The organism is Acinetobacter sp. Ac8 (assembly GCF_055392545.1).
Genome location: NZ_AP043689.1, coordinates 1,288,508 through 1,312,727 on the forward strand (window position 1 = coordinate 1,288,508; position 24,220 = coordinate 1,312,727).

At 38.2% G+C, this 24,220-nt stretch carries 18 protein-coding genes and 1 pseudogene; 14 read left to right on the forward strand and 5 right to left on the reverse strand.

Annotated elements, in window-relative coordinates; all coding sequences use genetic code 11:
- Positions 1-8: 8 nt before the first annotated feature.
- The 11 genes and pseudogenes from ACZ5QH_RS06215 (at position 9) to ACZ5QH_RS06265 (ending at position 12,838) form a co-directional block, all read left to right on the forward strand.
- The gene (locus tag ACZ5QH_RS06215; protein WP_303577308.1) at positions 9-812 is read left to right on the forward strand and encodes a fimbrial biogenesis chaperone; all 804 of its coding nucleotides are present in this window, start codon (positions 9-11) and stop codon (positions 810-812) included.
- Positions 813-3,311, forward strand: coding sequence for a fimbria/pilus outer membrane usher protein (locus tag ACZ5QH_RS06220; protein ID WP_303577285.1), 2,499 nt, complete (start codon positions 813-815; stop codon positions 3,309-3,311).
- On the forward strand, positions 3,308-4,327 hold the full coding sequence (locus ACZ5QH_RS06225; protein ID WP_303577284.1) for a Csu type fimbrial protein: 1,020 nt from the start codon (positions 3,308-3,310) through the stop codon (positions 4,325-4,327). Before ACZ5QH_RS06220 ends, ACZ5QH_RS06225 begins: the two co-directional genes overlap by 4 nt.
- 472 nt (positions 4,328-4,799) lie before the next feature.
- Positions 4,800-5,384, forward strand: a complete 585-nt coding sequence (locus ACZ5QH_RS06230; RefSeq protein WP_004819814.1) for a recombinase family protein — start codon at positions 4,800-4,802, stop codon at positions 5,382-5,384.
- On the forward strand, positions 5,385-5,651 hold the full coding sequence (locus ACZ5QH_RS06235; RefSeq protein WP_004819816.1) for a hypothetical protein: 267 nt from the start codon (positions 5,385-5,387) through the stop codon (positions 5,649-5,651). It begins immediately after the preceding gene.
- Between the two features lie 732 nt (positions 5,652-6,383).
- Positions 6,384-6,665: pseudogene (locus tag ACZ5QH_RS06240) on the forward strand (type II toxin-antitoxin system HicB family antitoxin); the annotation flags it as partial.
- Between the two features lie 691 nt (positions 6,666-7,356).
- On the forward strand, positions 7,357-7,890 hold the full coding sequence (locus tag ACZ5QH_RS06245) for a fimbrial protein (protein ID WP_004819818.1): 534 nt from the start codon (positions 7,357-7,359) through the stop codon (positions 7,888-7,890).
- A 79-nt stretch (positions 7,891-7,969) separates the two neighbouring features.
- A complete protein-coding gene (locus tag ACZ5QH_RS06250) occupies positions 7,970-8,698 on the forward strand; it encodes a fimbrial biogenesis chaperone (RefSeq protein ID WP_004722241.1) in 729 nt (242 codons plus the stop codon).
- 135 nt (positions 8,699-8,833) lie between these two features.
- Positions 8,834-11,407, forward strand: coding sequence for a fimbria/pilus outer membrane usher protein (locus tag ACZ5QH_RS06255; protein WP_303577282.1), 2,574 nt, complete (start codon positions 8,834-8,836; stop codon positions 11,405-11,407).
- A complete protein-coding gene (locus ACZ5QH_RS06260; RefSeq protein WP_035370891.1) occupies positions 11,404-12,414 on the forward strand; it encodes a fimbrial protein in 1,011 nt (336 codons plus the stop codon). Before ACZ5QH_RS06255 ends, ACZ5QH_RS06260 begins: the two co-directional genes overlap by 4 nt.
- 115 nt (positions 12,415-12,529) lie before the next feature.
- A complete protein-coding gene (locus ACZ5QH_RS06265; protein WP_303577281.1) occupies positions 12,530-12,838 on the forward strand; it encodes a hypothetical protein in 309 nt (102 codons plus the stop codon).
- 144 nt (positions 12,839-12,982) lie between these two features.
- On the opposite strand, the gene ACZ5QH_RS06270 is transcribed toward ACZ5QH_RS06265, so the two are convergent.
- Positions 12,983-13,903 carry a LysR family transcriptional regulator gene (locus ACZ5QH_RS06270; RefSeq protein ID WP_303577280.1) on the reverse strand — a complete coding sequence of 307 codons (921 nt, stop codon included), beginning with the start codon at positions 13,901-13,903 and terminating at the stop codon, positions 12,983-12,985.
- A 102-nt stretch (positions 13,904-14,005) separates the two neighbouring features.
- On the opposite strand from ACZ5QH_RS06270, the gene aptA reads away from it, so the two are divergent.
- The 3 genes from aptA (at position 14,006) to ACZ5QH_RS06285 (ending at position 18,499) form a co-directional block, all read left to right on the forward strand.
- Complete coding sequence (aptA, locus tag ACZ5QH_RS06275; RefSeq protein WP_303577279.1) at positions 14,006-15,382, forward strand: omega-aminotransferase AptA; 1,377 nt, start codon at positions 14,006-14,008, stop codon at positions 15,380-15,382.
- Positions 15,383-15,442: 60 nt separating this feature from the next.
- Positions 15,443-17,008, forward strand: a complete 1,566-nt coding sequence (locus ACZ5QH_RS06280) for a CoA-acylating methylmalonate-semialdehyde dehydrogenase (protein WP_303577278.1) — start codon at positions 15,443-15,445, stop codon at positions 17,006-17,008.
- A gap of 99 nt (positions 17,009-17,107) precedes the next feature.
- Positions 17,108-18,499 carry an amino acid permease gene (locus ACZ5QH_RS06285; RefSeq protein WP_004819829.1) on the forward strand — a complete coding sequence of 464 codons (1,392 nt, stop codon included), beginning with the start codon at positions 17,108-17,110 and terminating at the stop codon, positions 18,497-18,499.
- A gap of 174 nt (positions 18,500-18,673) precedes the next feature.
- Here the strand turns inward: ACZ5QH_RS06285 and ACZ5QH_RS06290 are convergent, their stop codons facing one another.
- The 4 genes from ACZ5QH_RS06290 to fimD form a co-directional block, all read right to left on the reverse strand.
- Positions 18,674-19,768 (reverse strand): helix-turn-helix domain-containing protein, encoded by a 1,095-nt coding sequence (locus ACZ5QH_RS06290; protein ID WP_239046182.1) that lies wholly within the window; start codon positions 19,766-19,768, stop codon positions 18,674-18,676.
- Between the two features lie 250 nt (positions 19,769-20,018).
- On the reverse strand, positions 20,019-20,567 hold the full coding sequence (locus ACZ5QH_RS06295; RefSeq protein WP_239046181.1) for a fimbrial protein: 549 nt from the start codon (positions 20,565-20,567) through the stop codon (positions 20,019-20,021).
- 9 nt (positions 20,568-20,576) lie between these two features.
- Positions 20,577-21,587: a fimbrial adhesin FimH gene (locus ACZ5QH_RS06300; RefSeq protein ID WP_004819837.1), complete on the reverse strand. Its 1,011-nt coding sequence runs from the start codon at positions 21,585-21,587 to the stop codon at positions 20,577-20,579.
- Positions 21,588-21,598: 11 nt separating this feature from the next.
- The gene (gene fimD / locus ACZ5QH_RS06305) at positions 21,599-24,217 is read right to left on the reverse strand and encodes an outer membrane usher protein FimD (protein WP_303577277.1); all 2,619 of its coding nucleotides are present in this window, start codon (positions 24,215-24,217) and stop codon (positions 21,599-21,601) included.
- Positions 24,218-24,220: the final 3 nt, after the last annotated feature.

Sequence of the window (24,220 nt, forward strand, 5' to 3'; positions counted from 1 at the left end):
TAAATAAAATGAAAATATGGTCGGGCAGGACTTTCTCTGCGGCCGCGATATTGATGGTCACTTCACCGGTATTCGCACAGGCCACTTTTTTAATCTGGCCAATCTATCCAAAAATTGAAGAAAACGAAAAAGCCACTGCAGTATGGCTACAAAATACCGGTAACTCTGATGCCATGGTACAGATTCGGGTATTTAAATGGGATCAGAATCATCAGCAAGATGCCTATGTGGAACAAACCGAGGTTATTCCAAGTCCACCCGTGGCAAAGATTAAAGCAGGTGAAAAGCATATGTTGCGTTTAACCCGCTCGGCTGCTGTACCTGATGCCAAAGAACTTGCCTATCGAATTATTGTTGATGAATTACCCATCAAGGTAAATCCAGAAAATGAAAAAGAAACGTCGACAGTCAGTTTTCAAATGCGTTATTCCATTCCCTTATTTGCCTATGGCAAAGGGCTTGGCAGTGGTTTAACTGAAGTTTCACAAAAAACCAATACGAAAAATCCTTTGGCTAAACCGATATTAAGTTGGTGGGTCAAGAATAATGAACAGGGCAAACCTGAACTTTATATTAAAAATACTGGTTCAAAATTTTCACGGCTTGCTGGGATTAAATTAACCCCGACTTCAGAGCAAATGGCTTTTGGTAAAACTGCCTTTGGTTATGTGCTGGCAAACAGCACCATGAAGTTTGATCTGGACAACAAGCTACTCAACAGCCTAAGTGGTCAAAGCAGTTTGTATGGGGTTGACAGTTCAGGGGTGAAACAGGAGTTGCTTGAGATTAAGAGAGAAGGAGGGGGAGGATAAATGCGTTATCTATCAGGGTTAAATCCCCCTTCTTTTTTATGCAAAAGCCTGACATTGATATTGGTTGCGAATATTCCATTGCTGAGCTGTAACGTGTATGCAAATGGTTTACCCCCGCCACCACGAGATGTTTCAGAAGTAAATAGCTTATTTAAGCTTTATCTGGACTTGGTGATCAATCAATATTCGACGCGACAGGTGATACCGGTCATTGTCAAAGGCGATCATTACTTTATTCAGCAATCGAAACTGGATGAGTTACAGATTAAGCTGCCTGCGGATGCACTGCAGCAACAGTCAGAAAAAAACTTGACCGATCTGGATGTATTTACTTTAGGCTTTTCGGGCAAAGCTTTGGATTGGGTCAGCCTCAATCAGATTCCCGAATTGAAGTATGAGTACAATTCAGCGCAACAGTATTTTAGTCTAGATCTACCTGCCAGCTGGATGCCAGTGCAGATACGCGGCTTGGATTCTTGGTATCAACCTGAAACAGCGCAGTCGGGTATTGGTTTATTAAATAACTATGACTTTTATACCTACCGCCCAGAGAATGGTGGCTATAGCAGTACACTCTTTACAGAGCAACGCTTTTTCTCCCCCTATGGTGTACTGAAAAACTCAGGAATTTATAGCAAAACTGATTTTGAGTCATCCAATCAGAACAGTGATGGTTATCGTCGCTATGATACCACTTGGCAATATGATGACCCTGTCAGTGTGATTTCATTTTTAGCAGGCGATGTGATTACAGGAAGTAAAAACGCATGGGGAAGTTCAGTGCGTTTAGGTGGATTGCAGTTACAACGTAATTTTGGCACCCGTCCAGATTTGATTACCTATCCTTTACCCCAGTTTAAAGGACAAGCGGCTTTACCGAGTACCGTGGACTTATTGATCAATGGGCAGAAAGCCAATTCAACCGATGTGCAATCTGGTCCTTTTATTCTGAATAATGTTCCGTTTGTTAATGGTAAAGGCGAGGCGGTGATTGTCACCACAGACAGTGTTGGCCGTCAGGTGGCAACCTCAGTGCCGTTTTATATTTCGAATACTTTGCTTAAACCGGGTTTATTGGATTATTCCGTGTCTATGGGGCAGATCCGAGAAGATTATGGGATTAAAAACTTTGCATATGGCAAATTTGCCAGTTCAGCGGATGCGCGTTACGGGATTAACGATTGGCTCACGGCTGAAGGACGGGTTGAACTCTCCGATTCAATTCAGTTGGCTGGACTAGGTTCAGTGCTTAAGCTGAATCAGTTTGGGGTATTAAGTGGTTCGGCAACTCAAAGTCGGGCAGATCGTGAGTTTAACCGGATCAATAGTCAAAACCTTAAGGGAAATCAATATACGCTAGGCTATAGCTATAACCAGCAGCGTTTTGGATTTAGTCTCAATCATACCCAGCGCGATCAGGATTATTATGACCTTTCGCGCTTGCAATATAGCAATTTGATCTCAGCCAACAGTCATAAAAGTTTGGTTGCCAATACTTATTTTGCCACAGATAAGTCAGGTACTTTTGGGGTGGCCTATATCCAGACCAAGAACCGCGACATTAAAAATAAACTGATGAACCTGTCTTGGGCACCAGTATTACCGTCCTATCTGCGTGGTGCGACAGTGTCGTTAAGTGCCAATCGGGATTTTGTGGAAAAAGAGTGGAGTGCTGCATTTCAGTTATCGGTTCCATTTTCCAAGAGCAGATCCACTGCCAGTCTAGGTTATAGCCAACAATCCAGTGGTGATTATGGTTATATCAACTATAACCGTAGTGTGCCATTGGATGGTGGTGTTGGTGTTGATTTAAGTCGACGTTTTAATGAAAACAGCGATGACTACAATCAAGCACGTGTGAGCTACCGTAACCAATATTTTAATACCGATGTCGGCATGTCGGGTAGCCGTGATTACAACTATTGGTTTGGACTTTCAGGTTCGGTGGTGTTGATGTCAGGTAATGTTTTCGTTGCCAATCGACTGGGTGAATCTTTTGCTTTGATTGATACCAATAAAGTTGCAGATGTACCCGTGCATTATGAAAACAATCTAGTGGGGCGGAGTAACGCCAAGGGTTATGTTTTTGTACCGTCAGTGACGCCTTATTACGCGGCTAAATACAGCATCAACCCGATCGATTTACCGTCTAACTTTAATGCAACCCAAGTTGAAAATCGGATCGCAGCAAAACGAGGTTCAGGTGTGGTGATTGGCTTCCCAATCAAACAGTCTTATGCGGCAAATGTGTATTTGGTGCAAAGCAATGGGCAAGCGGTTCCAGTGGGTGCGGTGGTACATCGTGCCGATCAAGAATCGAGTTATGTGGGGATGGATGGTATTGCTTATTTTGAAGATCTGAGTGCAGAAAATAGCATTCGGGTGCAACTATCAGATCAGCGCATATGTGAAGCAAACTTTTCGTTGGATTTAAAACAAGCGCAACAACAGATTGCAGTGATTAAGTCGGTTGTTTGTCGTGAGGTGACTCAACCATGATTACTTTAAAAAATTTAATACCGGCAGGTCTATTATTTTCTGGGTTGATATTGCTTACTGCTCAGAGTCAAGCGGTTTGTGTTATCACCTTAAGTGGTAATGTGACGATGGGTGCGATTTCGTCTATGACATTGGCGGAGCAAGGCACGCAATCTAATCAGTTTAGTGCTGGTTTAAGATGTGAAGGGTTTAGTTTGGCTGCTTTAAATAACACTTATCTGAAGTATCGGGTCGATCAAATGCCGGTAAGTTATAAAAATGCTGGGACTGGTGAAGTTCTTACAGTGGATTATCTGGATACCAATAATAGAGCAATAAGTCTTGGTAAAGAAGTTGATATGAGTAGCTTTACAATTATCAATTTCTTTACAGGACCTAATGGTGCATTACCATTTTATGCCAAAATTAATGCAGGGCAAAATGTCTCTCCTGGGAGATACACAGCGGACAAATCCTTTAAAGTCAAATGGTATTATTCTGTACCTGCGTTTGCATTTATAGGAGTAGGCACCTTTTTTGAAAGTCCGGGTTTTAACCGTGGTGGTCTAATTACTGCTTTCAATTGGGGCGCCGGGAGTGATGCAACATTGAATCTATATATTGACGTTTTACCTGATTGTCGTATTTCTACCAATGCAGTTAATTTTGGAACATCACCTTTTGCAGATGTTTTTACACCAGTTCAAACCTCTCTAGGCGTACGTTGCTCAGTATTTACACCTTATCATGTCGGTTTAAATAATGGACTCTATCCACAAACTGGCAATCAACGTGCAATGAAGGCAAGCAATAGCAATAATTTTCTACGCTATGAGATTTATAAAAATGCAACGACGGAACGTTGGGGCAGTAGTGTCAATGAGCGTTGGTCAAGTCTCGAGGCGACAACGAACCCGGGGCAACATAATACCAACCAGCAGGGTTTTTCCTTTACTGCAAAAGTTTTGGACACGAATTCACCAAGTCTGCCGGCTGGTAATTATTCAGACACAATAACGGTAAATGTTGAGTTTTAACGATATAAAGCCATGATAATCATTTTTATCATGGCTTTATTAAATGGTAATTTTACTGTTTATTTTTTATTGATATTAAATAAAAACTCTCTTTAATTATGTTTTTTTATAAAAATATGCGAACCGTTTGCTTTATTTAAACCATTTATTAAAATTCATTATTATACATATACAAGTGTATTTTATTTTTTATTATACATTTTTTATGTGAAATATCTCAATATTAAAATAATTTAGAAGTGCTATTTAAAACACAGCCATTGGCATAATATTTGTTTTTTTTGTGTTTTGATCATTCTTTTATTGTCTTAATTTGTGTTTTAATTTTTAATTAAAATATGGATTTTAATAATTATTTATTATAAGGGTAGATGATTATTTCTCTATGTTTTAAATCATTTATATGTTTTATACATATTTGTTTTTCTAAAAAATACTGAATATAACTGTTATTATTTGAAGAGGGCTTATTGTGCGGACTTATGCATACTTCAGAATTGATGAATTCTCAATGGATGAATTTAATTATGCTGACTATATTCTTGGATATGGTTATGAAATACCGAAAAATAGGCTTGTATTTGAACAGGTGAAAATAGGCATACCCCTAGATTTTAGGCATAAACTTATAAATTTGATTAACTATACACTGGAAAGCGGAGATCTTTTATTAATAGATGGAATAGATTCTTTGGGAAGTGATTTCAAAGAGATATATTCGAGTGTCAATTTTATTTTTAAAAAAGGAATACGTTTAGTTTGTTTGGAATTTTCAAAGAAGGAGATTAAAGGAGATATAAAAAAGATTTTTTTTCATTTTCTAAAAATCTGTTCTGATTTCGATGGGAAGCTTCAATCGAACAGAAAGATTGGTAATAAAAATATAAACAAAGTAGGTCGGCCAGAAATTTTGAATAAAACCCAGAAAGATGAGGTTTTAGAAAAATTTAAAAATGGACAGAGTGTCTATTCTTTAGCTAAGCAGTATTCGGTAACAAGAACAGTCATTCAAAGACTACTTTCAAAATCATCAGACAATGTTATTCGTGAGGATTAAATGAATATGAACGTTAAAATGAATAACAAGGCTAAAACAAGTAGATTGGTTGTGGCAAAACAAATGAGCAATCTGGATAAGATATTCGTTGTTCAACTCAAATATTATCTCAATAATAAGTCGAGAGTTATTGATGACGCCAATGAAATTGAAATTAGCTCTGTAAACGGATTGATTGATTATGAAATTCACAAAATCGAACATGAGGAAAAGAAAATCATTTTTCTATATGGTTCTAGTCCATATGTTATAGATTTAAAAAATTAATTTTTTAATTAATCTTTTGGATATGAAAAGTTAAGTACTTTTAAGTTTGATGTTATGGTTAATCTTTTTAAATTTATTCTGATTTTTTATAAAAGTAAAATAATAAAATTTAAAATACTTGCTAATAAATATTTTGGGTTTTTAAGTTTTAATTTAGAGCGATTTTATTTTAGATAAAGACTTTTTTAGCTTAAAATATAGTGTTATTTAAGGCGATAATCTATTACTTTTATAAAAGGCTTGTTTAAGTTTTACTTTAAATTTTAAATCAATTTGATTTAATGTGGGTGGTGTTGATCGGAGGGTATCTTTGAAATAGATTGAATTTATATCCGAATAATATTTTAAACATCAAAATATTAAAATTGCTTAAATTTAAATTATGATGCGAAAATTTTATTTATGCTATGTTTTGTTGAAAAGGGATAAAAATCATTTTAAAAATATTGGTATTAAGCCATTTAGGTGGTATTAAAATAATACTTAATTTATTTAAAATGGTTGGGTTGGGTGTATAAGTAAATAGAATGGTGCTTATTTTAAAATGAAAGATTCGTTATTATTTAAACAGGGGTAATATTTAATAGTTTAGAAATCTGTCTAGCATAGAGCTGAGTTACAGTATCTTATCTATAAAGAATTGACCAATTGTCATTTTAAAAAGCATGTTGAAGTATGCGGTCTAGAATGCTGCAGTACAGTTAGACTTCATTTTCTCCAAAAGAGGTGAGTATATTATATCCAGTTGCATTAGAAAAAGGTTCAAACGATGAAGCCTATGGCGTGATTGTTCCCGATATTCAGGGATGTTTCTCTGCGGGTGATTCTTTTGAAGAAGCATTAAGCAATGCGAAAGAAGCAATTGCTGATCATTTGGAGATTCTTGCAGAAGATGGCAAAAATATTCCTTTAGCATCAGAAGTAAGTACGTTTCTGAATGAAGAAAAGTTTAAAGGCTTGATCTGGGCAGTGGTAGATGTTGATGTAGGCGATTATCTAGATAAAGTGAGAAAGACAATACAGGTGAAGAGGTGTAGTCCTGAATAGATTGTTCAGAAATAGGTCCAAACACAACACATATTAATATGTTAACTATTTCACATTTTAATTGGGAAAAATATTTATATGATTTTTAACATTAAAAAAGTTGAATGTTGTATAGAAAAATAAAAATATTCATTCCTTAAACTCATATATAAACATCATTATTGGGTATCCTAACTGGGCGATTTGTCAAACATTGGTCAGTGGAAATTCTAAATTTAAGCGAAATATCAATCAGTAAAATAGTCGTTAAAGCATTGCTACTCATTGGTCTTTTAGCTTTGTAAGGGGGCGAGGGTGAGTTGTGATATCGCTGTTTTTTTGCCTGAATTTCAAAGCAAATTTTCTTAATCAAATGACATAAAACGATGATTTATACTCATGTGATTAATTCAGAATTTATGCTGAAATAACGTGAATTTTGTTTTTATGTAAAAAATTTACAAAAAAAAATATTTTAAATAAAACTGAAATATGAATGTAATAAATATTTAATATATTGAAATTTATAATAAAAATATTTTTCTCAAAAAACACAAATTTATATACACTTGTATCTATTTTATACACAAAGTGTGACTTTGTTTACATTTTCTTCTCAGTGTGCATAATACCCATCGATCAAAACGAATCATTTTTTTGTCTGTATAGGATACTTGGTATGAAAAATACTTTTTTAGCAGCATCAGTTTCAATTTTAGCAATGTCTAGTGCTTTTGCAGCAGACGGCACAATCACAATCAATGGTCTAGTAACTGATAAAACTTGTGATATCGTGACTCCACAAGGTAAAGATTTCACAGTAACGCTTCCTACAGTATCTAAGCAAACTCTTGCTAAAACTGGTGATATCGCGGGCCGTACGCCATTCACAATCAACTTGGCTAACTGCTCTGAAGGCAAAGTTGCAACTTATTTTGAACCAGGTTCAACAGTTGATTTTGGTACTGGTCGTTTAAATAACACAGATGCAACTGGCGCGAAAAACGTTCAAGTTCAATTGTTAGGTTCAAATAACCAATTCATTCCTGTACTTGCTGCGGGTGCTTCTGGCGCGCAAACTAACTCTCAATGGGTAGATGTTGCGGACAAAGGTGCAGCTGATCTTAATTACTATGCTGAATATTATGCAACTGATGCATCTGCTGCTGGTAAAGTAACAACGTCTGTTCAATATACTATTATCTATCAATAATTTTTTATTGAATGGTACGGAGCTAGGTTGTCTAGCAACCTAGCTCTTTTACTTTATTTTAGATATAGAGATAATCGTTATGTTCTTGAATCATTCCTTTCTTAAAAAAGGTTTACTCGCATTTTTAATTCCGTTTGGTGCAGCGAATGCTGAAATCATCATTCATGGTACTCGTGTTATCTATCCATCTGATGCACGTGAAATTACTTTACAGGTAAGTAATAACGGAAATAATCCTGCATTGGTTCAAGCATGGATTGATGAGGGAGATGCGAAATCTACGCCTGATCAGTCGAAAGCGCCTTTTATGATTACACCGCCTATATCGCGTGTGGAAGCAAAAAAAGGGCAGTCTTTACGTATTACCAGTTTGCCGAATGCAAATGAGTTAAGTAAAACTCAGGAAACGCTATTTTGGTTAAATATTCTCGATATCCCACCAAAGCCTTCTGCGAAAGATCAGAATGTTGTACCAGATAACTTTTTACAACTTGCGATTCGATCGCGTATTAAGTTTTTTTATCGCCCAGCTGGACTTAAAGAAGATGTCGCTTTGGCACCTGAAAAATTACAGTGGAGCAATAACGGTACTCAGTTAACCGTAAAAAACCCAACACCATTTCACATTACCTTGACTTCTATTATGCAAGATCAATCAGGCAAACGCGTTGATTTGATTTCACAAGGTTTAATGTTGAAACCATTTTCTGATGGAACGGTGAGTTTAAAAAATTCCAATGTCGCTAAGATGACCTTTACCACAATCAATGATTATGGTGGTCGTGTAGAGCGAAATATTAAATTTTAATAGATTGAACAAGTCTTTAAATTTCTTCAATGCAAGAAATTTAAAGCACCTTCGCAATGATGATTTAATCATTTCATTTATCTGAGAGTAAGCGAGTAAAAAAACCTATTCATTTGTTGATAGGCAGACTTCTTTATGCAAAAAAATGAACAAAGCTACAAGTGGATCAAGCGACATATCAGTTACTATGTGGCTTGTGGGGTTATTACGCTCAGCATTCCTGCTTTAGTTAATGCATCTGAAACTGACTTAAAAGAGGCTGAAAAGTCTCCGACTGCTGCAGAAGCAGAATTTGATTCGGCTTTTTTAATTGGCGATGCCAAAAAGATAGATGTAAATCGCTTTAAATATGGCAATCCTGTGTTACCAGGTGACTATAATGTGGATATTTATGTCAATGGTAACTGGTTTGGTAAACATCGTATGGTGTTTAAAGCGACTGAAAATAATCAAAATGCGTTTACCTGCTTTAGCTCAAACCAATTATTAGAATACGGCGTTAAAGCAGAGGTGTTAAAAAAAGGCGAAAGCTTTGCTCTGACAGGTTGTCAGAAAATCGAACAGTGGGTTGAAGATTCGTTTTATGAATTTGATACTTCACGTTTACGTGTCGATATTTCGATTCCACAAGTTGCGATGCAAAAAAATGCGCAAGGCTATGTCGACCCTAGTGTTTGGGATCGCGGGATCAATGCTGCATTTCTTTCTTATAATGCCAGTGCATATAAAACATTTAATAAAACCCAAGGTGGCCAAGAAACCACCAACGCATTTACTTCGATAACTGCTGGTGCAAATTTAGCTGGTTGGCAATTGCGCCATAATGGTCAATGGCAATGGCAAGACCGCACCACCACAGATAATCAATCTAAATCAAGTTATGACGCGATTAACACCTATGTGCAACGCGCATTCCCGCAATACCGTGGTGTATTGACTTTAGGTGAAAGCTTTACTGATGGTGAAATCTTTGATTCATTTGGTTATCGTGGTTTCGATTTTTCCAGTGATGACCGTATGTTACCCAACAGTATGATTGGTTATGCACCTCGTATTCGCGGTAATGCAAAAACCAATGCCAAGGTTGAAGTACGTCAGCAAGGTCAGTTGATTTATCAAACAACGGTTGCACCGGGTAGTTTTGAAATCAATGACCTCTATCCGACAGGATTTGGTGGTGAACTCGAAGTTTCTATTTTAGAAGCCAATGGTGAGATTCAACGCTATTCAATTCCTTATGCATCTGTTGTACAAATGCTCCGTCCAGGAATGAGCCGTTATTCTGTGTCAATGGGTCAATTCCGTGATAAAGATATCGATCTAGATCCTTTTATTGTACAAGGGAAATATCAACGCGGTATCAATAACTCGATCACTGCTTATGGTGGTGTACAGTTCTCAGAAGACTATTCAGCAGTGACATTGGGCAGTGCTTTTGCAACACCGATTGGCGCAATTGCACTTGATGTAACGCATTCACAAGCAGATTTTGAACGTCGCAAAAGTGAAAGTGGGCAAAGTTTCCGTATCAGTTATAGTAAATTAATTACCCCAACAGATACCAATTTAACCTTAGCTGCATATCGTTATTCTACAGAAAACTTTTATAAGTTACGTGATGCAATATTGGTACAAGACCTTGACAATAAAGGCATTAGTTCAGCTCATGTAGGTAAACAGCGCAGTGAATTTCAGATCACCCTGAATCAGGGTTTACCACGTGATTTTGGCAACATTTATGCAACAGGTTCGTGGGTAGATTACTGGAATCGTCAGGAAACAACCCGTCAGTATCAAGTGGGTTATAGCAACAACTACCGTGGTTTGACTTATGGGTTGTCAGCAATTAAACGTATTGTTGAAAACAACGCTACAAGTATCAGCAATAGTGATACTGAGTATATGTTGACCATGTCCTTACCACTTTCATTTAAGAAAAGCTCAGCGAACCTTAACTCGATTATGACGCAAGATAATGCGACTGTCGGTGTGAGTGGTGTGGTTGGCGATCGTTTTAACTATGGTACATCTGTATCGACGCGTTATGGTGATAATCCGAGTGCCAATTTTAATGCTCAGTATCGTACCAACTACGCGACTGTTGGTGGTTCATTCAGTGCTGCTGATGGTTATCAACAAGCCATGTTGACTGCACGTGGTAATATTGTTGCTCATCCTGAAGGTGTCTTGTTTGGACCAGATCAGGGGCAAACCATGGTGTTGGTGTATGCACCTGAAGCTGCTGGTGCAAAAGTGAATAATGCGACAGGTTTAAGTATCAATAAATCTGGTTATGCGGTGATTCCATATGTAACTCCATATCGTTTAAATGACATTAGCCTTGATCCTCAAGGAATGTCGACAGATGTAGAGTTAGATGGTACAAGTCAGCGTATCGCACCCTATGCAGGTTCAATTTCACAAGTGAGTTTTGCGACGAAAACTGGTAAAGCAATTTATATTCGCAGCAAAAAACAAAATGGTGAAACTTTACCTTTTGCAGCAGAAGTATTTGATACAAAAGGTGAAAATATTGGAATGGTTGCGCAAGGAAGTATGGTTTACTTAAGAACCAATACTACTGCAGACTCGGTTACAGTGAAATGGGGCGAAAATGCTAACGAGCAATGCCACATCCAATATGATGTTTCTGCGCAAGCAGCAGACAAAAAGCAAAATATGATTATGGCGGAAGGTGTATGTCAATGAACGGTAAAGTTTTAAATCGTATTCTCTTGCTCATTGCTGGGACTGTGAGTTCAGGGACATATGCTGCATGTATACCAGATCGTGGTTTCTCTACTGTTGATGTGAGCATGGCAGTAGGACGTGTTGTGGTGAGACCAAGTGACCCTGTCGGAAAGGTTTTACGCAAAGCCTCTTTTCCAATTAGACCCAATGGTTCGACGTATAGTTGTGGTAGTTATGGCACACTTGGGGCTGTTTTAACTCAAAACTATTCACTTAGCCCTATCGGTAATTCGGTTTATAACACCAATATTGATGGAATTGGTATTCGCTTATACCGTGAAGCGCCAACAGCTCCTGGTTTTGCCGATTATTATCCTTATACACGAAGTGCGAGTGGTAGACGTGTTTTGGCAGAAGGTTTTTTTATTGTTGAAATTGTTAAAACGGCGACATCAACAGGATCTGGCGCACTGGTTCCAGGCACATATAGTAGTTATCGTTCTGGTGAACGCCAAAGCCCACCTTGGTTAACCAGTACGGTATATGGGAATGCGATTACTATTGCGTCTTCTTCATGTGAAATATTGGGAAATATTAATAAAACTGTGACACTGCCAACGGTAAATAAGGTTGATTTTAAAGGTGTCGGTTCAACGCAAGGTGAGCAAGCCTTTGATCTCAACATTTTGTGTAATGGTGGTAAAAACCCGAGTGGTTATGAAGAAAGCAATAAAATCAGCCTAAGCTTTGATTATGATGCGGTGAGTAGTAGCACTCAAAATGTACTTGCGAATACAAATACCGCAGGAAGTAGTGCATCAGGTGTTGGCGTACAATTGCTTTCACAATATAAAAACTCGAATAAAGTGATTGCTAAAAATGACAAGCTAGAATTAGGCACGTTAAAGTCAAATGATAATATTCAATACAATGTGCCAATGACTGCGCGTTACTATCAGACTGCAACCAAAGTGATGCCCGGAAAAGTCCGAGCTATGGCAACCGTCACAATTGAATATGATTAATTGACGTGAATCATATTTTTTAAAATTATTTTTTTATTTATTGATTGGAAAATCTTGTATTAATAATAAGGTTATGTAATTAATTAACTACACCATTTCTTTAGAGGGGAATGAGATGGAGTTAAATAAAAAACTATCCTTTTTATTAATAACATTTACAACGATATCGAGTTTAAGTTTAGCCACTTATGCAGAGGAGATTCATTTTCAAGGGCAGATTGTAGAATTTACATGTGAAAAGGATTCTAATAATTCTAATTGCAAAGCGATTGATAATACGATTGATGTGCTGAGAAAAACCACCATGATAGATAGCTTTAATTTCAATAACTTAATCGATAAGAAGGCCAATAGTGTGGCGCATTTAAAAATTCAAGATTTAGAAAGTGAGCAGCATAAAATACTGGTGGTAGATTATTATTAAGCCTATTAATTTGTGATATAAATAACATAAATTAAAAATTATGCTGTGTGATAAGTTAAAATATAATCTGATTATTTTAGTTGGATTATATTTTAATTTGTATTAAAAATAATCGAATTTTAAACTGTTTTAAATCTTTGTATATTATTTTATCGGTTGGACGGTTTTATTTAATATATCCATAAAGGTTTTTAAGATAATATTGTAATTTTTTCCTTTGTGGGTAATTAGACAGATCGGCGTACTGTAATGCATTCTCTCTTGTAAAATCGGTTGCATTAAACCATCTTGGACCCATTTTTTCGCATAATGATCGGGTAAAAAACCCATAAATTTTCCTGAAAGAATCAGAAAGGCGATACCTTCTCGGTCACTGGCTGTGGCGGAACAGTTCAATCGTTGATGCAACTTCATTGCATCAGGGGTAATGGCGTAATTTGGAAGAACTGTATTGCATCGTTTTAAGTCATCTAAACTTATTTCACCTAAATGCTGAAACAGCGGGTGATTTTGTCCACAATAGAGTGAAGACTCTTCGTTATATAAATGAAAATAATCGAGGCCTGACAATGGGCTCACCAACGGAATCGCACCAGCGTGTAAGCGATTGTCCAAAACACGACACTCAATATCTGACAGTGTACTCATACTAATATTAATAACCACCTCAGTATTTTCTTCCGCAAGCTGTGCCAATGTATTGGTGATATAAGCACTGGGCATCGTGACTAAGTTATTAATAATCCCAATATTAAATTCACCTTTGAGCTGATTATGCATTTGATTGATTTTGGCACGAAAGTCCTCAATCGAAGCGGTCAGTACTTCAATATATTCTAAAACTTCCCGACCTTCATCGGTGATGGAAAAGCCTGCTCGACCACGTTGACAGAGGCGAATCCCTAAGCGATTTTCCAGATCACTCATATGCAAACTAATCGCAGAACGGCTAATCCCTAGGATACTTTCAGCAGCAGTAAAGCTGTGACAGTCACAGACTGTTTTAAATATTTTAAGTAATTTTATATCAAAATCAGTAACTTGATTTAATTTTTTAGGTTTCATTTAGTTTTGCTTTTTTATATCTAAACTCAAGATATTTTGAATTTATCAAAACTATCTCGCTTTGTACACTCAAGAGATAACCACAAAACAAGAAGAGTACTTATGTTTGATATCGATACATCAAATGACCGCGATGACGCATTGGAAGCCAGTCAGTCAAATGAGCAGATGAATTTAAATTATCAAGCCCATTGGATGCCATTTTCTGCAAATCGTAATTTCCATAAAGATCCGCGCATGATCGTGGGTGCAAAAGGATCGTATTTAATTGACAGTACTGGGCGTGAGATTTATGACTCATTGTCAGGGCTATGGACGTGTGGTGCAGGGCATACACGACCTGAAATCCAACAGGCTGTAAGTAAGCAATTGGCAAAATTGGATTATTCACCCGCATTCCAATTTGGACATCCTTTATCTTTTCATTTGGCTGAAAAAATTGTTCAGCTGATGCCGGAAAAACTGCAACATGTATTTTTTACCGACTCTGGTTCAGAGTCTGCGGATACTGCGATCAAGATGGCACGTGCCTATTGGCGCATTCAAGGCAAACCAAGCAAAACCAAATTGATTGGACGAGCGCGTGGCTATCACGGTGTAAACGTGGCAGGGACCAGTCTCGGCGGCATTGGTGGAAATCGTAAAATGTTTGGTCAATTGATGGATGTGGATCATTTGCCTCATACCTTGCAAGCGCATTTAAGTTTTAGCAAAGGCTGTGCTGAGACAGGTGGAGTTGAGCTGGCAGATGAAATGCTCAAGCTGATTGAATTACATGATGCTTCTAATATTGCAGCAGTAATAATAGAACCTGTTTCAGGTTCAGCAGGCTGTATCGTGCCACCAGTTGGTTATTTACAACGCCTACGAGAAATTTGTGACCAACACGATATTTTACTGATTTTCGATGAGGTGATCACTGGCTTTGGGCGTATCGGCAAATGGACTGCGGCTGAACATTTTGGAGTTACACCAGACCTTTTGACCTTTGCTAAACAGATTACCAATGGCGCAATTCCATTAGGTGGGGTGGTGGCAAGCCGTGAAATTTACAATGCATTTATGCAGCAAGACCTGCCTGAACATGCCATTGAATTTACCCATGGCTATACCTATTCGGCCCATCCTGTTGCCTGTGCCGCGGCTCTCGCCACCTTAAATGTACTCGAAAATGAAAATTTAATTTCCCAATCCGCTGGCTTAGCACCAAGCTTTGAAAAGCTTGTTCATGAATTAAAAGGTTCCCCCCATATTGTCGACATCCGTAACTGTGGATTGATTGGTGCCTTGCAATTGGCTCCACGTGATGGTGATGCCACGATTCGCGGTTTTGAAATTGGAATGAAACTGTGGAAAGCAGGTTTCTATGTGCGTTTTGGCGGGGATACCCTTCAGTTTGGCCCAATGTTTAACAGCACAGAAGCGCAATTAAGCAGCTTGATGAATGCAGTAGGTGAGACACTTTATCAGGTGAAATAAATAGGGTGTGCCTCTAAGTAAATCAATACGGAACAGCTAGACAATAGACAAGGAAAAGTAATGAACAATTTAGAAAATTTTAGTGGTGGCGAGCTGTCTAATACCGAAAAAGTTGAAGCAGTACAACCGATCACGCTGGTTGGGCATTTTATTCAAGGGGGATTGGTAAGCAAGACCTCAAGAACACAAGCTGTATATCATCCAGCCACAGGCAAGATCAGCAAAGAAGTTGCGCTTGCAGATAGCGACTTAGTCAATCAGGTGGTTCACATTGCACAACAGGCTTTTCCAGCATGGCGTGATACCCCTGTGATTAAACGTGCACGAGTGATGTTTAAGTTTAAACAACTGCTAGAAGACAATGCTGAAAAACTCTGTGAGTTGATTGGACAGGAACATGGAAAAATTTGCCATGATGCGCAAGGTGAGTTACAACGCGGAATTGAAAATGTTGAATATGCATGTGGTGCACCTGAGTTTTTAAAAGGTGAATACTCAAAAAATGTTGGCCCAGATATTGATTCATGGAGTGAATTTCAACCTTTAGGTGTGGTTGCTGGGATTACACCATTTAATTTTCCAGCAATGGTGCCATTGTGGATGTTCCCAATGGCGATTGTTTGCGGAAATTGCTTTATTTTAAAACCTTCTGAAAAAACCCCATCCGCAGCATTATATTTGGCGGAATTACTTAAACAGGCGGGTTTACCCGATGGTGTGTTTAACGTCATCAATGGTGATAAACAAGCAGTGGATGCCTTATTACATCATCCAAACATTCAAGCGATCAGCTTTGTTGGTTCAACCCCGATTGCTGAATATATTTATCGTACAGCAACCTCGGCAGGCAAACGCTGTCAGGCCTTAGGTGGTGCAAAAAATCATGCCATTATCATGCCTGATGCAGATATCGATAATGTGGTGAACTCATTATTGGGTGCAGCTTTTGGCTCATCTGGTGAACGCTGTATGGCATTGTCTGTAGCAGTGGCAATTGGCGATGAAATTGCTGATCTGGTGATTGAAAAACTTAGCCACGAAATGCAACAACTCAAGTTTGGTCATTATGCAGATCAACAAAATGACTTTGGACCGCTCATTTCGCAAGCACATAAAGATAAAGTTCAAGCTTTTATCCAAAGTGCTGAACTGCAAGGTGCTAAAATCGTTGTTGATGGTCGTGATGCCAAACCTGTCGGTTATGAAACTGGATTTTTTGTTGGCCCGACCCTGATCGATCAAGTTTCAACAGACATGACCAGTTATCAGCAAGAAATTTTTGGCCCTGTTTTACAGGTGATTCGCGTAGAAACCATGCAACAGGCGATGCAGTTAATTAATGATCATGAGTATGGAAATGGTACCTGTATTTATACCCGTGATGGGGGAGCTGCGCGCTATTTTACCCATCATATCCAAGTGGGAATGGTCGGGGTAAATGTGCCATTGCCCGTACCTGTTGCTTATCATAGTTTTGGTGGCTGGAAGCGTTCGTTATTTGGTGACTTGTATGCTTATGGGCCAGATGGGGTGCGTTTCTATACGCGTCGTAAAACCATTACCCAGCGCTGGCCAGCTACACACGTTCGTGAAGCCAAGCAGTTTTCAATGCCGACTTTAAATTAATTTTTGCTGTATAGAGGGAAGATCATCGATTTTCTCTCTTTTGAATAAGGATTTAATAATGTAAATCACGATTTTAAAAGTATTTTTAAGGAATAAAATATGAATGGTGTTAAAACAACAAAATTAGGTGAAGGACTTTCCAACCGACATATCACGATGATTAGTATCGGTGGCGTTATTGGTGCAGGTTTATTTGTCGGCTCTTCAGCTGCAATTGCCAAAGCAGGTCCTGCTGCTGTACTGGCTTATATTATTACCAGTATTATTGTTTTTTTGGTGATGCGTATGCTCGGTGAGATGGCCGTTGCTCAACCAGATACAGGTTCATTTTCTACTTATGCACGTAAAGCAATTGGCCCTTGGGCTGGCTTTACCGTGGGTTGGTTATATTGGTGGTTTTGGGTTTTGGTAATCCCTATTGAAGCAATTGCTGGTGCGGAAATTTTACATGCATGGTTTCCTCAAGTTTCCAGTGCTATTTATGCCTTTGCTTTTATTATTTTACTCAGTTTAGCCAATTTCTTTAGTACCAAAAGTTTTGGTGAGTTTGAGTTTTGGTTTGCTTTAATTAAAGTGGTTGCGATACTGCTGTTTATTGTGATTGGTGCATCGGCTGTATTCGGTCTTTGGCCTTTGGCTCGTGATGTCAGTGGTGTGGGGCATTTATTTTCAAATGGCGGTTTTATGCCGCATGGCATGGGTGGTGTTCTCTCGGCGATTTTAATTTCAGCATTTTCATTTTTTGGTGTTGAAATTCTGTCGATTGCTGCGGCAGAGTCTAAAAATCCACAAGAGAAAATTAAACGTGCCACCAATCTAGTGCTGTATCGCATCATTTTATTCTTTGTCGTTTCGATTTTTCTAGCAGTGGCTTTAGTCGATTGGCGTTCGCCTGATTTACAAAAATTGGGGACCTTTCAGTATGTCTTGGTCAGCCTCAATGTGCCGCAAACCAAATTGATTATGGACATGGTGGTGTTTATTGCGGTGGCAAGTTGTATGAATGCGGCTGTATATACTTCTTCACGGATGCTGTTTGCATTGGGTGCACGTCAAGAAGCCCCGAAAGTTGTGACTAAAATTAATGATGCAGGTGTGCCAACAATCGCAGTGTTTGCTTCAACCTTGGTTGGACTGATTTGTTGCGCCGTGAATTATATGTTTCCTGGGCAAGTTTTTGGATTTTTACTTTCAACAACGGGTTCAATTGCCTTAGTGGTTTATTTAGTCATTGCTGTGTCACAACTACGCTCAAGAGCTAAACTGGAAAAAATAGGCGCTCAAGTGACCTTTAAAATGTGGTTATTTCCTTGGCTGACATGGTTTGTCATTGTGGTGATTATGAGTGTATTGGGCTATATGTTTTTATCGCCTCAATATAGTTATGAAACGACTTTGTCCTTAGGAGTAACCTCCATCGTGGTGATTTGTGGTCTGATGGTGACACGTAAGAATAAAACCGCGAAGCGTATGGCCGTTCATTTGGATTAAATCAGCATTAAACAGCGCGTAACAACCAGCAAACTTTGTCGGTTAAGGGTAAAGCCAGCACGACAAAGTTTGTTTTTTATGTATGGGCTTTTGCTTTTATCACGCCAGTCTATAAAAAGAAATCAATCACTTAGGTTGGATGTTCTAGGTCATTTTAGCGAGATTTAGCTTATTTTAGCTGAGTTGAACATCATGTCTATTGAGCTCTGTTTCAAAGCTTTCATTGACATGATGTTTTTCATTTACATCTAATGTTTTATTGATATTTTGCTTTCTCCACATAGAAGGAGAAACCCCATTCCATGCTTTAAACGCACGATTAAATGAGGTTTGGTCTTTATAGGCAAGTAAAAAGGCAACTTTTGTGATGGATAAGTTTTGATTTTGCAGATATTTCTTGGCTAAATTTTGACGAATATTACTGAGAATTTCTTTAAAGGAAAGGTCTCTATTTTTTAAATATTTTTGCAGTGCTCTCGCAGAGATATTTAATGATTTTGCAATAGAGTGAATTTGGACATTATTATTTTCAAGTGCTTGTAGCATACTCAGATTAACCAATTCCAAGAAAGAATCCTCCTGAGGCATTTTACTGAGTAATATGTTGGCATGATTCAATAATATTTCTAAAAGAATAGGGTCATAATATTTTAATTTGGTTTGCAATAAAGAATTCGGTATGACGATACGAGTTTGCTTTGTATTAAATTTAATCGGGCAATTAAACAGTTGTTGGTATTTTTTTGTGTCAATGGGTTTGGGAATGGCAAGTTCTAGACAATGAAAAATACTTGCATCTGAATCGGTCAGTTGTTGTAAGTGGTGAAACAGGCTAGACACTTGTATTTCTTCAACGATGGTGGTTTCTTCTAGATATAAACCTACTTGTAAATATGCAGGTTTATCCCATGAGATTGAAAAGTGGTTTTCCTCAATAAGCACTTTTTTGGGAATATAATTAAACCAAAGCTTTTCGTATTGAGCCAATATTTCGATATAGTCAAATAATGTATCACTCGACTGAGCCATATAAGCCACAATGCCGATATGTTTGGGCTGAACCAAAGCACCGATATCTAATCCAATACCCACTTGGGGATATTGTTTATTGATTTGTTTTATTCTCTTGAGCCATTCGCCAAACGGTAGGTGATCATTGAGTGGATATTCAGCATCGCTTGAAACATCTAAGCCTTTTTTTTTACAGAAATCGTCTAATAAAAGTGCCATTCCTTTATTCACACTTTTTATTTTAAAAAAAGTTTTCATGAATTCTCCCAATATTCATTCGATGTTTCTGTGTATTTATTTTTTATTTAAAGTAATCAAAGATTTGTCGTTATGTGTGAGGTCTTCATTTTTCTTTAAAGCGAGGCTGGGATTTGAATGATGAAAATAGATAAAGTTCTCCGCTATTTTTTATGCCATTCAAATGAGAAGGATGAGTTCCTAACCCTGTGCTTTAAAAAGTTTGAATACTCAATCGTATTAACCGTCAATAATAAATCGCGTTATGTGCTCAATCATATTGAATAGAAAACTGAGCATTTGCATTTGCAATCCCTGCGAGGGCTTGTGCTTTGGTCACGATATAATTTGCATAAAAGAGTGCCGAAACATTGCCATTGATGTCTGTGCTAAAGGCTTCGCTTTTCTTGCCTAAAGGCAATCTTTTTTTATCTTGATCTCGGATTTCTATGGCAATATTTTCAGCCTTATTGGCTAAGGCATCGAGTGCTAAAAGTTCAGCATTTTCAGTATTTCGAGGCCCCTCAAAAGTGATGGTCACAGATCCATTCGGCGGACAGTTACTCATCTCAAAATGAATCGGGGTTGGTTTTGATTGACTACCTACATTTGGTAAGTCTTTGCTTGCAACGCTGCCAAGCTGAATATATTTATCTTGTTCAGAACTTAACACGCCACAGGTTGCTGTCGTCACAATCCCTGAAAGTTCAATATTCACTCGACCCAGCTCTACATTACTATTTTGAGCATGAGTGATCTGATGAATATTTAAACAACATAGCAGTGTGGCAGCAGCCATATATCTTGCTCTATTTTGCATTATCGTCTCCTAATCAAAATCCACTCTGAGATATCCTCTAGATTTAAACGGACCAATGACTGGTTTATTCCCAGTGATACTGACGGGCCAAGCTTTGATGGTCACATTTGCTGGTTGTTGATTGAGATTAAACGGAATCACGCTATTGATATTATTGGGCAATAACACATTGTCATTTTGATCTGACATCTTAAAGCCAATATCTGGATTATCTGAGATCATCATATCTCCAGTGGCTTTTTCAGCCTCAAGCCGAAGTGTCAGCATTGCTTGGGCATCAATATTGGTACATTGAATCGCTAAGGTATGACTCTGTTTATTGACATTGTTGGGTTTATTGCCAGGACCCGCCTGACTAAAGGCATAGGCTGGAATTTCCCCAAACTTAATTTCTAAAAAGTCACCTGTGCCAATTTTGCAACTTTGTGGAACCGTAATAGAACCGCTGTAACTGATCTTATAAACAGGGATACTTAAAGGATCTGCTGAGCCCGTTGTGACATATACGGTAAACATGGTTTTTTTCGGGATAGGCACAAAATCAATAAAGGGTTTAATCACTTTGAGGCGGAAGGTAAAGTTTGAATCCCAAATACCAAAGGGTTGCCCTCTACTTACATTGGGATCTGTACCCATCTGTACATAATTTGCAGGAGGATAAAAATCTCCCGCAAAGCTATCGGTAATTTTCATGGCACCGACCAAATAATCGTTGATTGGTAAGTATTTATAGCGATCGATGGTTTCTACCACAGAGAGGTCGGAAACATAACTACGCATAGTTCTATTTCGACTAATATTGGAATTATGAACAGGGCAGGTTCCATAAACTTGCGAGGAAAAATTCTTTTTAAGCTCTACAATTTTACCTACAGCGTTATTCGAGCTGCTAAAACTATTGGACAGATCATAAAAAACTTCATCCACCACACCGTTCCCTTTGCTGTTCCAACAGACAACTGCAAAAGATGGGGCAGACGCAAGCAACAACATACTGGAAATTAAAAGTTTAAATTTCATATGATCTCTCCTTATTGACATTCAAGATCAAATTGAATAACGGGTTTGCTGAGGTCCATGTCTGAAATATCGTAGTTTGCCAAACATTTTCCTTCAGCAGATTCGCCCCAATTGACTTCCAGTGTGCCTTTGAGCGGAAGTCCAGTTAAATAAACTCGACCATCATCTGCAACGATACTGGTGGCTGAACTTTCTTTTTCGATCACACTACTTGCATACGGTATAAACTTGCCGTTATGGGATAAAGTGATAAGTGCTCTTACACCTAGACTGGTATTAAACGTCGCTCTGGCAATTGCCCCTTTGATTGGGACGACATTTTCAACGTTATTGCTGATCTCGAGATTATTACTGAAAGTATTTGAATTGAGTGCAACACGATTGGCACGATATTCAGTGGCATAAGGTACGATGGCATATCCACGCCAATCGGTTTTAACGCCAGTATAATTTTCGATATTTACACCTTTGGCACCGGGTGCTTTGACCAAAATTGAGGTGCTGCCTAAAGGCTGACCAAAGGTAATCCCATCACGGTGCGCTAAAATACCGCCAGATGCGTTATAGGTAAATTGATTTGAGTTCTTTTCGTAGCTATAACCTGCACCTACCGTACCGTAACTACCATTGTAATTTAGGCTGACTGAACCTATATCGCCTTGCTTACTGACTTGTCCCTGATTGATGCTATAACTTAAATTACGATCTTTCAGTAAAGTGCCACTTAAACCTGCCATATAAGACTCATTACCATTTGAATTTTGTGTGGTTGAAAAAGTGCTATATGCATTTTGGATTGGATGATTGCGGAAATTCGCTTTCGGCCATAGCTTGTCCAATGGGAAGGAGATATTCATGGCATACATGGTGTCACTTTGATTAATCTCAGAATATTTGTTACGGCTGACTGAGAATGAATAATTCAGTGCTTTCCATGAGTTTGCATAACCCGCTTGAACCCATTCATTTTTTTTGTTGGTGTCCCAATAGGTTTGCTGATTTCCGGAGACAAATAAAGAACCATAGTTGCCAAGTGAATGCGAGATATTGACTTCAAAGCGACCTTTTTTAGAATTATATAAATTGTAGTAATCCGTAATGATCGGGGTATTGGCTTGATTTCCGTCTTGAGTTTCGGAAACGTGATAGCCACTCATACGATTATAAGCAACATCATTTAAGGTATAGAAACCTTTGGTGGAATAACGATAACCCAATAATTGGAAAGTTGTTCCAGAGCTTAATAATGATTTTGAATATAAAAAGCGCAGAGACTGCCCACTGCTCGTGGATCGATCCGCCAACTCACTGTCCGCATGAGTAAGGTCAAAAGACAGAGCACCATAATCGCCGAGGTTGGCACCTAGACCCACCAATGCACTCTTATATTTTTCTGATAATTGCGTACCAGCATAAACGGATATACCATTTTTTAAACCGTGAATTGCTGTTGCCTGTAGCAATGACGGATTATCTTGAGAATCCAATCCGCTACGGTACTCACCCACCACCAGACTATATTTTGTACGTCCTTCACGTTGTAGCACCGGAAGGCTTGAATAGGGCACTTGAAAGCTTTGAATCGAACCGTCATTTTCTTCAATCGTAACCAAAAGGTCACCACTGATTGAGGTTGGATTTAAATCTTGGATAAGGAATGGTCCGGGTGCGACATTTACCTGATGGATCACAAAACCATTTTGTTTAATCACCACTTTTGCATTGGTTTTTGCAACCCCACGAACGGTAGGCGCATAGCCTTGCTGACTGTCAGGATACATTGCCTCAGAAGTCGACAAATGTGCGCCACGGAAACCAAAGCTGTCAAAAATTTCGCTACTTGTTGAACCGTCACCAATTACCAGCTGGCTTTTTAAAGGAATAATGGTTTTTTGTACATAGGTATTTAAATTATTCCATTGATTTGTGGTTTTACCGTTGTGTGAATTGGCGTTAAAACTGCCTGAATGTCGGAACTGCCATGAGCCAATATTGAGTCCATTATCCAGACGTAAAAATAAACTGTTGGTATCTGTTTTAGAGTTATCATAACCCGAAATATTATAGTTGGTATAAAAGCCGTTGATCCCTTCATCCCATTGATCGGGTGGAATATAGCCGCGAATTTGGTTGCGTAAAGACGCTTGCGGCAAACTGATCAATAATTTTTGTTTATCAAATTGAAAGTGGCTGTTTGCACCTTCAATAATTGAAATAAAATCCACACATTGTGGGTTGGAGCTAGACAATTGCTCGTATTGGGCAATATTAACCCCAAATCCCTGCAATGTTTTGCTGTCTAAACACGGAAACAACCCCGTTGTATCTTGAATACCTGATTTTTCAATAAAATTGATGTCACGGGTAAACGCATATTGATCGTTGACATACACATCAACCCGGTACACGCCCGGCAATTGATGGGTCGATTTCTCAAATCTGCTCAAATCAGAAATTTGTGAATTGGATAAGTTATCTGTTAAAAATGCAGGGTTAAATACCTGTTCTGCATGACTGGTTCTTGGGACTACGATTGAAATCAGCATAGTCACTGCGATACCCACTGGATATCGCTTGATATTTCTCCTTATGCATACAACACTGTATGGCATTGAAAATAGACTATTCATAAT